The organism is Rathayibacter sp. PhB186 (assembly GCF_003751825.1).
Classification (GTDB): domain Bacteria; phylum Actinomycetota; class Actinomycetes; order Actinomycetales; family Microbacteriaceae; genus Rathayibacter; species Rathayibacter festucae.
Window position 1 is genome coordinate 291484 of sequence record NZ_RJKO01000003.1, and the last position, 14085, is coordinate 305568.

Below are 14085 nucleotides of genomic sequence, written 5' to 3' on the forward strand. Positions count from 1 at the left end.
AGCTCTGACCAGGCTTACGCTGTAAGTGTGCCGCTGCCGGACCGTGCTCCCTGCGATCCCCGCGCCGGTCCGCCTCCCCGAGGAGCGCGCACCACCCCGCAGAACCCGCTGCGCCGGTGGCCGCGCCCCGTTTCGCCTCCGCCCCGCACCAGCGACCCCGCGGCACCGTCCCGGGAGAGAAGAGAGAGCACCATGATCGACAGCAGCAGCATCGACAGCCTGATCGGCGCCGACGTGCACGGCAGCGACGACGCCAAGATCGGCACCGTCGGCCAGGTCTACGTCGAGGACAGCACGCAGACCCCGACCTGGGTCACCGTCCGCACCGGCCTGTTCGGCTCCTCGGAGTCGTTCGCGCCCCTCGCGGACGCGAGCTACGAGGGCGGCGTCCTCCGCGTCGGCTACGAGAAGGCCTTCGTCAAGGACGCCCCGCGCATCGAGGACGACGGACAGCTCTCCGCCGACGAGGAGCAGGCCCTCTACTCGTACTACGGGCTCGGCGGCACCGACGCGGCGCCGACCGAGGCGCCCCTCTACGACCAGGACGCCGACCGCGGCGCCGGCACGGACAGCGGCGTCGACCGCACTGCCGACAGCGCCGCCGACCGCGACCGCGGCACCGAGGGCCACGACACCTCGGGCCCGACGACCGACGACGCGATGACCCGCTCCGAGGAGCGCCTGCGCGTCGGCACCGAGCGGGTCGAGGCCGGCCGCGCCCGCCTGCGCAAGCACATCGTCACCGAGCAGGTCTCGAAGACGGTCCCGGTCAGCCACGACGAGGTCACCCTCACCCGCGAGCCGATCACCGACGCGAACGCCGGCGACGCGCTCGCCGGTCCCGACCTCAGCGAGGAGGAGCACGAGGTGATCCTCACCGAGGAGCGCGTCGTCACCGCGAAGGAGACGGTCCCCGTCGAGCGCGTGTCGCTCGGCACCGAGACCGTCACCGAGCAGCGCACTGTCGACGCCGACGTCTCGCACGAGGAGATCGAGCTCGTCGAGCCCGAGGCCACCGGCACCCGCACCTCCGCCGAGGAGACCGTCGCCGACCGCGACGCGCGCTCCTAGCGATCCCCGCGGCGGCCGCTGGGCAGCTCCGCCCACCGGCCGCCGCACCAGCACCATCCCGCACGACCCCCTGCACCACCCTCATCCGTCCTGCTCCGGACCGTGCCCGAAAGGCTCCCCCATGGATCTCCCCGCCGCTCTGCAGAACGGACTGGCCGCGGTCATCGCGTTCGTCCCGCTCGCGCTGCTGTTCCTGCTCATCCTCATCGTCGGCCTGATCGTCGCCAAGCTCATCGAGAAGGGCCTCTCGCGCCTGCTCACCAAGGTCGGCTTCGACCGCGCCGTCGAGCGCGGCGGCATCAAGAAGGCGCTCGCGAACTCGACGCTGGACGCCTCCGACATCGTGTCGAAGATCATCTACTACACGCTCGTGCTCTTCGTGCTGCAGTTCGCCTTCGGGGTCTTCGGCCCCAACCCGGTCAGCGACCTGCTGCAGGGCATCATCGGCTTCCTGCCGAAGATCATCGTGGCGATCATCATCGTCGTCCTCGCCGCCGCGATCGCCGCGGGTGCCAAGGGCCTGATCCAGAACACCCTGGGCGGTCTCTCCTACGGCAAGGCCCTCGGGAACATCGTCGCGGTGTTCATCCTCTTCCTCGGGGTCACCGCGGCTCTCAACCAGATCGAGGTCGCGACGACGGTCACCACGCCGATCCTCATCGCCGTCCTCGCGATCATCGCGGGCGTCATCATCGTCGGCGCCGGCGGCGGCCTGATCAAGCCGATGCAGCAGCGCTGGGAGGCGATCCTCACGAAGGCCGAGGAGGAGGCGCCGAAGATCCAGCAGGAGGCGCAGAACGCCCCCTCCGTCACCGAGCAGGCGAAGCGCGCCGCCGACCAGGCGAAGCAGGCCGCTCCGGCGACCACCGCGCGCCGCCCCCGCTAGGCGCACGACCGCACCACCCGCACCACCCGCGGCCGGCTCCGCTCGCTCCGAGCAGGGCCGGCCGCGTCCGCAGCAGATCGAGGGGACCGCATGAGCGCGACACCGACCGAGCCGACACCGACCGAGCCGACCGCGTCCGAGCCGGCGCCGACCGCCGAGGTGGTCCTGCACGAGGAGCGCCTCCTCGTCGGCACGCGCAGGCACGCCACCGAGCGCGTCCGGGTCAGGCGGGTCGTCGTGACCGAGCAGCGCACGATCACGGTCGAGGTCCGCCGCGAGGAGCTGCGCGTCACCCGCGAGCCGATCGCCGACGGCCCGCCGCTGCCCGACGCGATCGCGGCGGCCCCGCAGGAGCCGATCGTCGTGGTCCTGCACGAGGAGCGGATCGCCCTCACCCGGACCGTCGTCCCCGTCGAGCGCGTGACGGTGCGGGTCGAGTCCGTCGCCGGCGCCCGCGACGTCACCGCGTCGCTGCGCCACGAGGTCGCCGACGTCGAGTCGTCGACGGCGCGGGAGCAGGAGAGCTCCGACCTGTTCTGATGTCGGCCCCCGCCGCTACGGTCGAGCGATGACCTGGTCTCGCTCCGACTCTCCGGTTCCCGCTGTCTCCGCCGAGGAGTGGGCCGAGCTCCGCGAGCGCGTCCGCCGGACCCGCTGGTCGCCGGAGTGGCCGGTCGAGGGCTGGTCGGCGGGGACCGATCAGGCCGAGCTGCGGCGGCTGGCCCGGCGCTGGGCGGAGGAGTTCGACTGGTCGGCGCAGGAGCGGCGGATGCGCGAGCTGCCGTGGGCGCAGGCCGATCTCGACGGGACGCCGGTGGCCTATCTCCGCTTCGAGGCGGAGAAGTCCGGTCGCCTGCCGATCGTCCTGACGAACGGCTGGCCCAGCACCGCTCTCGAGCTGGTGGCGCTCGCCGAGCGGCTCGCCTCGCCGTCGCGGTTCGGCGGCGACCCGGCGGAGGCGGCCACCGTCGTCGTGCCCGCGCTTCCGGGCTTCCCGTTCTCGCCGCAGCGGCCGGGGCTGGACGAGCAGACGCACGAGCTCTGGCACCGGCTGATGACCGAGGAGCTCGGGTTCGCCCGCTACGCAGCGCACGGCGGCGACCTGGGTGCGGGCATCACCTCGCGGCTGGCCGAGAGCCACCCGGAGGCGGTGGCGGGGATCCATCTGCTCGCCGTCGCCTCGCCGCGGCACGTCGAGGACGACTCCCTCACCGCCGAGGAGCGCGAGCACCTCGAGGAGCAGCGCACCTGGTTCGCGGACGAGGGCGCCTACGAGCACCAGCAGCAGACCCGGCCGCTCACCCTCGCGCCCGCGCTGTCCGACTCGCCGGTCGGCCTGCTCGCCTGGATCCTGGAGAAGCACCGCGCCTGGAGCGACACCAGCGGCGACCTCGCGACCCGCTTCGACGACGACTACCTGCTCACCCTCGCCTCGCTCTACTGGTTCACCGACTCGATCGCCACGTCGCTCCGGCCCTACTGGGAGTACGCGACCGGGCGGACGGCGCGGGTCGGCCGGGTCGAGGTGCCGACCGCGCTCGCCGTCTTCCCCTTCGACCTCACGTACCCGCCGCGCAGCTGGGCCGAGCGCAGCTACGACGTCGTCCGGTACACCCGCATGCCCCGCGGCGGCCACTTCGCCCCGCACGAGGAGCCGGACCTGCTCGCCGCCGACATCCGCGCGCTGCTGGCGCTGGTGCAGTAGCGAAGAGACACCCTCCCTTGCGGCCGCCCCCGCACCGCGCGTACCGTCGACGCGTACCTCGTCGCGAGCCGCGACGTCGGGGCGGCCACCTCACCGGCCGGCCGATCGGCTCGCGGACACGGGGGCTCCCCGCAGGAAAGACGGTCTCGTGCGCACCAGCACCGGTACTGCGTCCACGACGCAGCAGCTGCCCTCGCACTGACGACCCCTGCTCCCGCCCGCTGAACCGGGCGGACGCGCGCTCCCGCCCCGGCGGAGAGCGGTGGTCGTCGTGCGCCGACGCGACCACCGGGAGCACCGTGCCCTTCTCTTCACCGACCCCTCCGTCCCTCGTCCTCACCGACTGCTCGTTCGCCTGGCCGGACGGCTCGGTCGTCCTCGACCACGTGACCGCCGCGTTCGGCCGCGGCCGCACCGCCCTCGTCGGAGCGAACGGCGCCGGCAAGTCCACGCTCGTGCGGCTCGTCGCCGGCGACCTCGTGCCGACGGGCGGGACCGTCACCGTGACCGGCGCGGTCGACCTGCTGCCGCAGCGCCTGCCGCGCGGCGCCGACGACACCGTCGCCGATCTGCTCGGGATCCGCGGCCGGCTCGACGCGCTGCACGCGATCCTGGCCGGCGACGCCGGGGCGGACCGGTTCGAGGCACTCGCCGACGACTGGGACGTCGAGGCCCGGGCCGTCGCCGCGCTGGGCGCAGCCGGACTCGACCTCGACACCGCCGATCTGCTCCGCCCCGTCTCGATGCTCTCCGGCGGGCAGGCGGTCCTCGCGGCCGTGACGGGGGTGGCGCTGCGCGGCCGGCCGATCGCGGTCCTCGACGAGCCGACGAACGACCTCGACCGGCGCTCCCGGCAGCTGCTGCTCGCGCTCGTCGACAGCTGGCGCGGCACCCTCGTCGTCGTCAGTCACGACCGGGAGCTGCTCGAGCACGTCGACGAGATCGCGGAGCTGCGCGACGGCGACCTGCGCACCTCGGCGGGCACGTTCTCCGACTTCGAGGAGCGGCTCGCCGTCGAGCGCGCGGCCGTCGAGCGCGACGTCCGCGTCGCCGAGCAGGTGCTGCGCGCCGAGAAGCGGCAGCGGATCGAGGCGCAGACGACGATCGCCCGGCGCGCGAAGGCGGGCGAGAAGTCGGGGCGGTCGATGCCGAAGGGCGCCTCCGACTTCCGCCGCGGCCGCGCGGAGGGGACCGCGGGACGACTCCGCTCCGGTCATGCCGAGGCCGAGGCGCGCGCGAAGGACCGGGTCGACGAGGCGTCCGGGCGGCGCCGCGACGACGACGCGGTGCGGCTCGACCTGCCCGATCCGGGCGTGCCGGCGACCCGGCGGCTCGCCGAGCTGACCGTCCGCGGCCGGACCACGGTGCTCCAGGGCCCGGAGCGCCTCGGCCTGATCGGCGCCAACGGCACCGGGAAGACCCTGCTGCTCGAGCGGCTCGTCGGCGCGGAGCCGGACCGCCCGCATCCCGTGCCCGGCACGGACGCGCGGGCGCTCACCGACCGCATCGGCTACCTCGCCCAGCACCGCGAGGACATGCTCGACGACGACCGCACCGTGCTCGAGCACGTGGCCCGGGCCGCGCCGGACCTGCCGATCCCGGCCCTGCGCGACGCGCTCGCGCGGCTGCTGCTGCGCGGCGCGATCGTCGACCGGCCCGTGTCGACGCTCTCGGGCGGGGAGCGCTTCCGGGTGGCGCTCGCCGGAGTGGTCCTCGCGCGCCCGGTGCCGCAGCTGCTCGTGCTCGACGAGCCGACGAACGACCTCGACCTGGCGACGGCCGACCACCTGGTCGAGGTGCTGCGGGCCTGGCGCGGCGGACTGCTTGTCGTCAGCCACGACGACGCGTTCCTCGATCGGCTGGAGCTGGACGGGCGGGTGGTGCTGGACGCGCCGGGGACGGTGGACGTGCCGTGAGCTCAGCCGGTGGGGGTGCCGAGGTCGAGCGCCGCGACGACCTCGGCGACCCGGGCGCGCGCCGGCGCGTCGAGGCCGCGGATCGGGCGGGGGAGGCAACCGGGAGCGACGAGGCCGAGCTGCTCGGCGATCGCGGCGATCACCCGGTAGCTGCCGCCGTGCACGGCGAAGAGGTCCCAGAGCGGCTGCAGCCGGGCGGACTCGGCCTCGGCGGCGGCACGGTCGCCGGACTGCGCGGCGCGCGCGATCGTCAGCGCGGGGCCGGGGAGCGTGCCGCCGATCACCGAGTACCAGGCGTCGCAGCCGACGAGCAGGCCGCGGGCCGCGGACGCGTCGCCGGAGACGCCGATCGTGACGCCCGCCGGGACTTGCGCTCGGATCGCGGCTACCCGCTCGGCCGCGGCGGCCCGATCGGCGGGGACGCCGGGGATCTTGATCGAGGCGACCCGGGGCAGCCGCGCGATCGCGCCGTACAGCTCGTCGGTCATCGTGACGTGCGTGGTGCCGGGGTTGTCGTAGACGACCAGCGGCACGGAGAGCTGCGCGGTGACGTCCTCGTAGAGGCCGAGGACGTCGTCGTCCGTCAACGGCTGGTAGCTCACCGGGGCGAGGAGCACCGCCGCGGCGCCCGCCTCCTGCGCGTCCTCGGCGAGGGCGAGCACCTGCGAGGTCCGCAGTGCGCTGATCCCGACGACGACCGGCACCTGGCCCGCGTGCCGCACCGCGAGCGAGGCGACCCGGCGGCGCTCCTCGCGGTCGAGGTAGGCCGCGGAGCCGGTCGAGCCGAGCGCCCCGATCGAGTCGACGCCGGCCGCGGCGAGGCGCTCGACGCGGGCGGCGAAGGCCGGCTCGTCGACGGCGTCGTCGCGGAGCGGGGTGAGCGGGAAGGCGCTGAGTCCGGTGAGCACGGTGATCCGTCCGAGGGGTCGTCGCGGGAGGGGGCCCGGCCAGTGTGCGTCGAGCGGGCGGGCGCCCGCGACTCCAGAAGCGCGGGCGGCCGCTGGTCCACGGCGGCGCCGGGTCATGCTGGTCGAGTAGCCCCGCCAGGGGCGTATCGAGACCCGCCGTTGTCAGCAGGGCGGGTCTGCAGACTCGCGTTCTGACTGTGGTGGATCCCGATACGCCCGCTCCGCGGGCTACTCGATCAGCATGAACGGCCCGCTCGATCGGCATCGTGAGAGGCCTCGCATCGTGAGCAGGCTTCGTCTCCGCCGCCTTGCTGATCTGCGCGGACTGCCGCGCCAGCACCTCACTCTCACCGTCGAGGCGGAATAGAATAAAATAAATACGATTCGGAGATCACGATGGCGGAGACAGCCCCCAGCCCGTTCACCCCGGGCTACGGGAAGAAGCCTGCCGTCTTCGGCGGCCACGGGGAAGCGCTCACGGAGCTCCGTGCCGTCTTCGAGACCTTGGACTTCGGCGAGAACCACTCCGTCCTGGTCTCGGGACTGCGCGGCGCCGGCAAGACCTCCTTCCTGACCACCCTCCAGGACGACGCTCGCGCCGCCGGGTGGCTGGTGATCAGCGAGGACGCCAGTGCCGGTCTCCTCGATCGGGTGATGGACTCCACGATCCCCGCCCTGATCAACGACATGGCCCCGGGCAGCCGCGCACGACTGACCTCGCTCGGGCTGTGGGAGTTCAGCGCCGAGATCGAGTACGTCGACCGGCACCGCAGCGTGAAGCCTCAGCTGCGGTACGACCTCGTCGCGCTGTCCTCCGCACTGGGCGGGGAGGGCGGCATCCTGATCACCATCGACGAGGTCTCCTCCGGCAAGGTCCGCCTGCGGGAGCTGAGCCGATTCGCGCTGCAGGTCTCGCACGCGCTTCAGGACGGTGCGCAGATCATGGTCGTCTTCGCCGGGGTGAAGGTCGGCCTCGACGCACTCCTCGCCGAGGAGCACACCACCTTCCTCCGGCGTTCCCGGGAGGTCGAGTTCGAGCGGCTGTCCGCGCCGGAGACCAGTCGAGTCTTCACGGAGACCGCCGGCCTCGGCGGACGGAGGATCGACGAGGAGGCGCTCGCCGTGCTCGTCTCCCTCTCGCAGGGCTATCCGTACCTGGTGCAGCTGGCCGGCGACTACGCCTGGCGGAACCGCTCCACTGCACCCACGATCAGCCTCGCCGACGCCACCGTCGCGCAGGACAGGGCCATCAAGGCGGTCGAGAGTCGAGTCATCAGCCGCGTCTACGGCGATCTCTCCGATGTCGACCAGAAGTTCCTCGACGCGATGGCCGAGGACGACGACCGCACGAAGATCGCCGACATCGCGAAGCGCATGGACGTCTCCGACGCGTACGTCCAGGTCTACAAGAAGCGCCTCATCGACAGCGGCTACGTCCATGCCGCGGGTCGCGGCCATGTGCAGTTCTCTCTTCCCTATCTCGGCGCCTACATCCGCCGCAGACTCGCCGCCGAGGCCAGCGATGATGCCGGCGACGGCGGCTGGGACGCCTACCCGGCGCCGGATCTGCCTTCCTGAGCCGCGGACTCCGCCGAGGCGACGAGGCGGAGTCCGCCGTCACGCGCCGGCCCTTCGCCGCCGGAGCCCGGTGAACGCGGAGGCTTCGGGCGCTGTCGGTAGATTCGGTCGCGCCGGTGTCGATCGACGCGGGCAGCCCCTCACCCTCAGGAGCCCGGGATGACCGCCGCCACCGTCCTCTTCGTCTGCATCCACAACGCCGGTCGCTCGCAGATGGCCGCCGGCTATCTGCGCGAGCTCTCGGGCGGTGCCGTCCAGGTGCGCTCCGGCGGCTCCGAGCCGGGCGAGAGCATCAACCCGGTCGCGGTCGCGGCGATGGCGGAGGAGGGCATCGACATCTCGCAGGCCGTGCCGCAGCTGATGACGACCGAGCAGGTGCAGGCGTCCGACGTCGTCATCACGATGGGCTGCGGCGACGTCTGCCCGGTCTTCCCCGGCAAGCGCTACGAGGACTGGGACCTCGCCGACCCGAAGGGCCGCCCCCTCGAGGAGGTCCGCCCGATCCGCGACGACATCCGCGCCCGCGTGCAGGCGCTGCTGGCGGAGCTGCAGCCCACGACGCCTGCGGAGTAGCCGCCCCCGCATGGTGGTCGAGTATGCGCCGGAGGCGGCGTATCGAGTGGCGAAGTCGTTTCGCGTCTCGGTGGTGAGGGAAAGGGACGCGGCTGCGCCGCCTCATGCTGGTCGAGTAGCCCCGCCAGGGGCGTATCGAGACCCGCCGTCGTCAGCAGGGTGGTCTGCAGACTCGCGTTCTGACGGTGGTGGATCTCGATACGCCCGCTCCGCGGGCTACTCGATCAGCATGGGGCTCCGCTCTGGGGGCTGCGCGATCAGCAGGGGTGGGGTCCGCTCCGCGGGCTCAGCGATCAGCGTGGGTGGGCTCCGCTCGGCGGGCTCAGCGATCAGCGTGGGTGGGGTCCGCTCCGCGGGCTGAGCGATCAGCGTGGGTGGGCTCCGCTCTGCGGGCTGCGCGATCAGCGTGGATCGTCGAACGGACCCGTGAGGGGCCTCGCGCCCCGAGTGGGCCCCGGTGCGTGTCCGGTCGGAGGCGGTGAGGCGCGCGAGGGGACGCGTTTCGGGGTCTGGCCCTGTGCCGGGCCCCGATTCGGGTCCACTCGCGGGCCGACACATGCTGGTCGAGTAGGCGCCGGAGGCGGCGTATCGAGACCCGGCGTACTGGGGGTGGGGGATCTCGATACGCCCGCTGCGCGGGCTACTCGATCAGCATGGGGCGGGGCGGGGCCGGCTCCGGGCGGTGGACGCCGCGCGGGCGGTAGCCGAGGGTGTCGGAGGCGCCGAGGAGGTCGGCGAGGTACCAGAGGACGGCGAGCCACATCTCGGTGCCCTGGAGGCCGGCGTCGGCGGCGTGCAGGCGGAAGGCGAAGCCGCGGCCGGGGCGCCACTGGCCGAGGACGTCCGCGAGCAGTGTCCTCGCCAGCGGTTCCACCTCGGCGGCGCGGTAGGTGCTGCCGCGGGTGAGCCAGAGCGGGTGGACGAGGTCGAGGGCGGCGCAGGCGTCGACGCGCTCGGGCCGGAACCAGCGGTCGTCGCGGGCGTGCCGGAGGACGGTGTCGCGGACGGCGTCGGGGTAGGGGAGCGGGCGGCCGTCCTGCACGAAGGTGCCGCGGGTCGCGCGGTACGCGCCGTTCACGAGCAGGAGCAGTCCGCGGTCGGCCGACGCCTCGCCCCACATGCCGCTGCGGGGATCGGCGCGGGTGAGCAGCCAGCCGTAGAGCGCCTCCTCGAGGCCGACCGGGACGGGATCGCCGCGGCGGCGCGTCCAGTGCAGCGCGGTGCCGAGCGCGTCGACGTGGTGGCCGGCGTTCCACGGGTCGTCGCGCCAGCGCAGCCCGTCGAGCCGCGCGACGAGGCCCTCCGGGGTCTCCTCGGTCACGGCGGTCAGCGGCCGGGCGAACTCCGACCCGAGCAGGTCGAGCGCGTAGCCCGCGCTCAGCACGCGGTACGCGGCCTCCGGATCGGTCCACAGGTCGGCCCCCGGGACCGGCAGCCCGCGGAGCCGCGCGACGACCGCGGCGGGATCGACGCCGGGAGGAGGCGAGCCGAGCAGGAGGTCGGCGAGCTCGACCGCGTCGCCGAGCGCGCGGTCGGTCGGGGCGGCGCCCGGCCGGTCGCGGAAGGCGGGCTCGTCGTGGAGTGCAGGTCCGTCCTGAGGCGCCGGCCCGCCGTCGACGAGCGCACCGCGCAGGATCCCCTCGATCTCCTCGCGCGCCCGATCCGCCAGGCGCGCGGCGTCCGAGACCTCCGCGGCGACGGGCGGCACCCGCCAGCGCAGCCGCCGCGCGGGGTTGCCGCCGACGACCGCACCGGCCGCCACGTCCTTCGTCACGACCGCGCCGGCGGCGAGCACCGCGTGGTCGCCCACCGTCACGCCGTCGAGCACGACCACGTGCGAGCCGATCCAGACGTCGTCGCCGATGCGGATGCCGCGCGAGCTCAGCGGCTGGCGGAACACCTCGGTGCCGGGCGTCATCGAGTGGTTGAAGCCGAGGATCGACGTGTGCGCGCCGACCCGGACGGCCGAGCCGAGGACGACGCTCCCGCGCACCACCGTGTAGGGGTTGAGCGAGCAGTCGGCGCCGATCTCGACGTCGCCCGTCAGGTACGCGCCGGCGGCGAGGTACGAGCGGTCGCCCAGCACGAGGCGCTCGGGGTCGACCGCGGCCGACTCCGCGACGAAGCAGTCGGCGCCGAGGCTCCAGCCGGGGTGCGCGGCCAGGAGCTCGCGCTGCAGCTCGAGCTGGCGGGACCGCTGCTCCGGCGAGGCCTCGGCCCAGAACGCCCACGGCGAGTGCTCGTGGCGGTCGATCACCGCGCGCCGTCCGGCTGCCCGTCCGCCGGGCGCCCGGGCGCCGCCGTCGAGGCCCGGACGATCAGGCTCGGGTTGAGCTGCACGCGGTGCACCGGCCGCTCCGGGTCCTCGATCCGCTGGACGAGCAGCCGGACCGCGGCCTCGCCGACGCCGGCGCGCGGCGGGCTCACCGCGGTCAGCGCGGGGGTGAAGAGCTGGGCGACCTCATCGTCGTAGGCGATCACCGAGAGGTCGCCGGGCACCGAGATGCCGCGGTTGAGCGCGAGGTCGACGAAGGCCATCGCCTCCGGGTCGGAGTGGACGAGCAGCGCGGTGACGCCGGTCTCGAGGGCCGTCTCCAGGGCCGCGTTGACCACCTCGGAGAAGTCGGCGCTGCCGCGGTCGGGCAGCGTCTCCTCGAAGTGGTCGGCGGGAGTGAGGCCGAGCGCCTCGCAGGCCGAGAGCCAGCCCGCGGCGATCTTGCGCGAGGTCGGCGAGTTCCGCGACAGGATCAGGCCGACCTTGCGGTGGCCGAGCTCGGCGAGGTGCCGGGCGGCGAGCACGGCGCCGAGCGCGTGGTCGGTGGTGACCGACTCGGCGGGCGTGCCCTCGGGCTCGAGGACCGCGTCGCGCTCGACCAGGACCGATGGGACGCCGCAGTCGGCGAGCCAGCGGAGGACGTCGCCCGAGTGCTCCGTGTCGGTGTTGGGAGCGACGATCAGCCCGCGCACGTCGCCGGAGCGCAGCAGGCGCTCGAGCACGGGGCGCTCGTCCTGCAGCTCGTAGGAGGCGCCGCGCAGGACGACGTCGTAGCCGAGGCTGCGGCCGGTCGCCTCCATCGCGTGCAGCACGCCGGGCCAGTAGTAGTTGAGCGAGGGGACCAGGACGGCGATCGAGCCGAGCTTGACCTCCTCCGGCTCCGGGGCGGGCGCCGTGTGACCGGCCGAGCCGGAGAGGACGACCGCGCCGCCGTGCACGCGGCTCAGCAGGCCCTCGCGCTCCATCTGCACCAGGTCGCGGCGGAGCGTGACCGTCGCCACGCCGAGCGCCTCGGTGAGCTGGGAGATGCGGACGGCGCCGTCGACGCCGAGGGCCGCGAGGATGTGCGCCCGTCGCTCGGCGGCGAGGGGTGGGGACTGGGTCTGGTCGCTCATCGTTGCTCTCCGATCGGTGGGTCCAGGTCTATCGCGATCCGCAGCTCCCTGCGCGCCGTGGCGTCGATCTCCAGCAGCGTCAGCCGCTCGCCCCAGACGCTCGTGAGCATCGGATCGTCCAGCTCCCGAACGACGGTGCGGTGCTCGCAGGACGGATCCCAGGCGATCCGGAGCGGCCGCGCGCCGCCGAGCGGGCGGACCCGGGCGGCTCCGCGCTCGGTCACGACGTCTCCCGCGAGGAGCAGTCGGATCGCGGTGCCGGGCTCATCGTCCTGATCGTCCCACGGGGCGAGGTCCCAGCGGTCCTCGAGGACGACCCTTGCGGACGGGCGGTCGAGGGAGACGGTGCGGCGCCAGGAGCGCAGGCCCGTGCCGGGGTAGGCGGCGGCGAGCTCCGCGGAGAACGCGGCGGACGCGTCGCTCAGCGCGACCGAGACGTCCGCCGCGGCCGCCTCCCGCCCGGGCGGCTGCCCCCGGCCGCGGACGACGGGCAGGTTGTGCCACTCGCTCCGCATCGTCCAGATGCCGTAGCGCTCCGGGCCGAAGGTGGCGGCGGTGTAGGTGGGGCGGCCGGCGTCGACGACGACGGGCACGCCGTCGCTCGCCACCTGGAACGCGCCGACGTCGTTGTGGTTGTGGTGCTCGGCGTTGTGCCCGCCCTTGGCGACGAGGGTCAGGCCGGCCGGCGATCCCTCGACGGTGCGGGCCAGGAGCACCTGCACGGACTCGAGCCAGACCTCGCGGGGGAGTGGCGGGAGCGCCGCGGGGGCGGAGGTCCAGAGCGGGTCCGTCGCTCCGCGCAGCAGGCGGCCGAGTCCCTCCTTCTCGGAGGCGGCGGGCTCGCCGGGGGAGCGCTGCGCCGCGGCGTGCGCCATCGCCGCGGTGTCGCCGACCCGGCGGCCGGCCCGGTGCACCGCGTGCCAGGGCTGGTCGCGCGACTGCAGCGCCTGGCCGTCGGCGTGCGCGACGTACCAGTCGCCGCCGAGGTGCGAGCGGTGCGGGAAGGCGACGGTCGCGCGCAGGGCGGGCACGGCCGAGGCGTCCCAGGCGCCGCCGGTCGCGTGCGTGAGGACGTCGAGCGCCTCGAGGGCGCGGCAGGCGCCGTTCCACCAGTAGGCGTAGCCCTCGTCGATCGCGCCGTCCTCGGGGAGCACGGCGACGTAGCGGTCCAGGGCGGCGACCGCGCGGGTGACGACGGCGGCGCGCTCCTCCTCCTCGCCCGGAGCGTCGAGCAGGCGCAGGGCGGCGACCAGCACGTTGCCGGTGATCCAGGGGTTCCAGTTGTGCACGTCGCCGTCCAGGCCCAGCCAGTGCCAGTCGTCGCGGGTCAGGAACGGGGCGAGCACGCGCTCGCGGGTCTCACGGCGGATCCTGCGGCGCAGCCCCGGGTAGCGGTCGTCGAGGCGCTCGCCGAGGACGTGGTCGAGCCAGGCGAGCTGGCCGGCGACCTCGCCCGCGCCGAGGTCGAGGAAGGGGTCGGCGACGTCGGCGAGCACCGAGCCGTGGCGGCGCAGCGCGTCGTCGTGGGCCGGCCAGCACCAGGAGCTCTGCTCGCAGAGCAGCTGCACGCCGTCGGCGACCTGATCGAGCCAGAAGTCTGCTGAGCCGTCTGCTGTGCCGCCGCTCGTGCTCGCGGCCAGCAGCACCGCGCGGCTCAGGCGCCGCTGCCGCTCGAACGCCCGCTGCTCCCAGCCGTCCCGGTTCCCGTCGCGGTGCACGCGCACGGCCTGGCTCGCGAGCGGCTGCGGCCACGGCACGAGCAGATCGGCGGCGGCGCGCTCGGCGACCGCGGCGAGGGTCGGAGCATCGGCCGCGGCCCACGCGTCCCGGTCGGCGGCGGTCGGCACCGGCAGCGACTGCTCGGGGGAGAGGAGGACCCCGCGCGCCGAGAGCGGTCGGTCGGGCGAGAACGCGGCCGCGAGCGGGCCGCGGAAGGACTCGATCACGCCCGGCGACGATGCCGGGACGGGGTGCTTTGGCATGCAACTGATCATAATCAATCATTTTGCTCCAACCAAAACATTGAGGTGATCGATTTCCGTATGTATAGTCCTGTTC

General features: G+C 74.1%; 11 protein-coding genes. 7 read left to right on the forward strand and 4 right to left on the reverse strand.

The features are described 5' to 3' along the window. Positions 1–192 precede the first annotated feature (192 nt). From EDF45_RS11405 to EDF45_RS11425, 5 genes are all read left to right on the forward strand, one after another. Entirely contained in the window at positions 193–1071 is an 879-nt protein-coding gene (locus EDF45_RS11405; protein WP_123736098.1) for a DUF2382 domain-containing protein, read from the forward strand. A gap of 121 nt (positions 1072–1192) precedes the next feature. Further along, positions 1193–1957, forward strand: a complete 765-nt coding sequence (locus EDF45_RS11410; RefSeq protein WP_123447332.1) for a mechanosensitive ion channel family protein — start codon at positions 1193–1195, stop codon at positions 1955–1957. A 90-nt stretch (positions 1958–2047) separates the two neighbouring features. Further along, the gene (locus EDF45_RS11415; protein ID WP_123736097.1) at positions 2048–2497 is read left to right on the forward strand and encodes a YsnF/AvaK domain-containing protein; all 450 of its coding nucleotides are present in this window, start codon (positions 2048–2050) and stop codon (positions 2495–2497) included. A gap of 28 nt (positions 2498–2525) precedes the next feature. Beyond that, positions 2526–3662 (forward strand): epoxide hydrolase family protein, encoded by a 1137-nt coding sequence (locus EDF45_RS11420; RefSeq protein WP_123736096.1) that lies wholly within the window; start codon positions 2526–2528, stop codon positions 3660–3662. 299 nt (positions 3663–3961) lie between these two features. Beyond that, positions 3962–5578 (forward strand): ATP-binding cassette domain-containing protein, encoded by a 1617-nt coding sequence (locus EDF45_RS11425; protein ID WP_123736095.1) that lies wholly within the window; start codon positions 3962–3964, stop codon positions 5576–5578. Positions 5579–5580: 2 nt separating this feature from the next. On the opposite strand, the gene EDF45_RS11430 is transcribed toward EDF45_RS11425, so the two are convergent. Then, entirely contained in the window at positions 5581–6486 is a 906-nt protein-coding gene (locus tag EDF45_RS11430; protein WP_123736094.1) for a dihydrodipicolinate synthase family protein, read from the reverse strand. Between the two features lie 396 nt (positions 6487–6882). On the opposite strand from EDF45_RS11430, the gene EDF45_RS11435 reads away from it, so the two are divergent. Together EDF45_RS11435 and EDF45_RS11440 are read left to right on the forward strand one after the other, a co-directional pair. Continuing rightward, entirely contained in the window at positions 6883–8064 is a 1182-nt protein-coding gene (locus EDF45_RS11435; protein ID WP_123736093.1) for an AAA family ATPase, read from the forward strand. Positions 8065–8223: 159 nt separating this feature from the next. Further along, the gene (locus tag EDF45_RS11440; RefSeq protein WP_123736092.1) at positions 8224–8637 is read left to right on the forward strand and encodes an arsenate reductase ArsC; all 414 of its coding nucleotides are present in this window, start codon (positions 8224–8226) and stop codon (positions 8635–8637) included. Positions 8638–9277: 640 nt separating this feature from the next. Here EDF45_RS11440 and EDF45_RS21900 read toward each other — a convergent pair. The 3 genes from EDF45_RS21900 to EDF45_RS11455 are packed head-to-tail and all read right to left on the reverse strand — an operon-like array spanning position 9278 to position 14009. Then, positions 9278–10894 (reverse strand): DapH/DapD/GlmU-related protein, encoded by a 1617-nt coding sequence (locus tag EDF45_RS21900; protein ID WP_123736091.1) that lies wholly within the window; start codon positions 10892–10894, stop codon positions 9278–9280. Then, positions 10891–12027, reverse strand: coding sequence for a substrate-binding domain-containing protein (locus tag EDF45_RS11450; protein WP_123447339.1), 1137 nt, complete (start codon positions 12025–12027; stop codon positions 10891–10893). The genes EDF45_RS21900 and EDF45_RS11450 overlap by 4 nt, the downstream gene beginning before the upstream one ends. Then, positions 12024–14009 (reverse strand): heparinase II/III family protein, encoded by a 1986-nt coding sequence (locus EDF45_RS11455; RefSeq protein WP_123736090.1) that lies wholly within the window; start codon positions 14007–14009, stop codon positions 12024–12026. Before EDF45_RS11455 ends, EDF45_RS11450 begins: the two co-directional genes overlap by 4 nt. Positions 14010–14085 lie beyond the last annotated feature (76 nt).

What these genes read in the sequence shown, in the direction of transcription:
- EDF45_RS11405 (WP_123736098.1), top strand. Translation starts at nt 193, where the DNA reads ATGATCGACAGCAGCAGCATCGACAGCCTGATCGGCGCCGACGTGCAC.
- EDF45_RS11410 (WP_123447332.1), top strand. Translation starts at nt 1,193, where the DNA reads ATGGATCTCCCCGCCGCTCTGCAGAACGGACTGGCCGCGGTCATCGCG.
- EDF45_RS11415 (WP_123736097.1), top strand. Translation starts at nt 2,048, where the DNA reads ATGAGCGCGACACCGACCGAGCCGACACCGACCGAGCCGACCGCGTCC.
- EDF45_RS11420 (WP_123736096.1), top strand. Translation starts at nt 2,526, where the DNA reads ATGACCTGGTCTCGCTCCGACTCTCCGGTTCCCGCTGTCTCCGCCGAG.
- EDF45_RS11435 (WP_123736093.1), top strand. Translation starts at nt 6,883, where the DNA reads ATGGCGGAGACAGCCCCCAGCCCGTTCACCCCGGGCTACGGGAAGAAG.
- EDF45_RS11440 (WP_123736092.1), top strand. Translation starts at nt 8,224, where the DNA reads ATGACCGCCGCCACCGTCCTCTTCGTCTGCATCCACAACGCCGGTCGC.
- EDF45_RS11450 (WP_123447339.1), bottom strand. Translation starts at nt 12,027, where the DNA reads ATGAGCGACCAGACCCAGTCCCCACCCCTCGCCGCCGAGCGACGGGCG.
- EDF45_RS11455 (WP_123736090.1), bottom strand. Translation starts at nt 14,009, where the DNA reads ATGCCAAAGCACCCCGTCCCGGCATCGTCGCCGGGCGTGATCGAGTCC.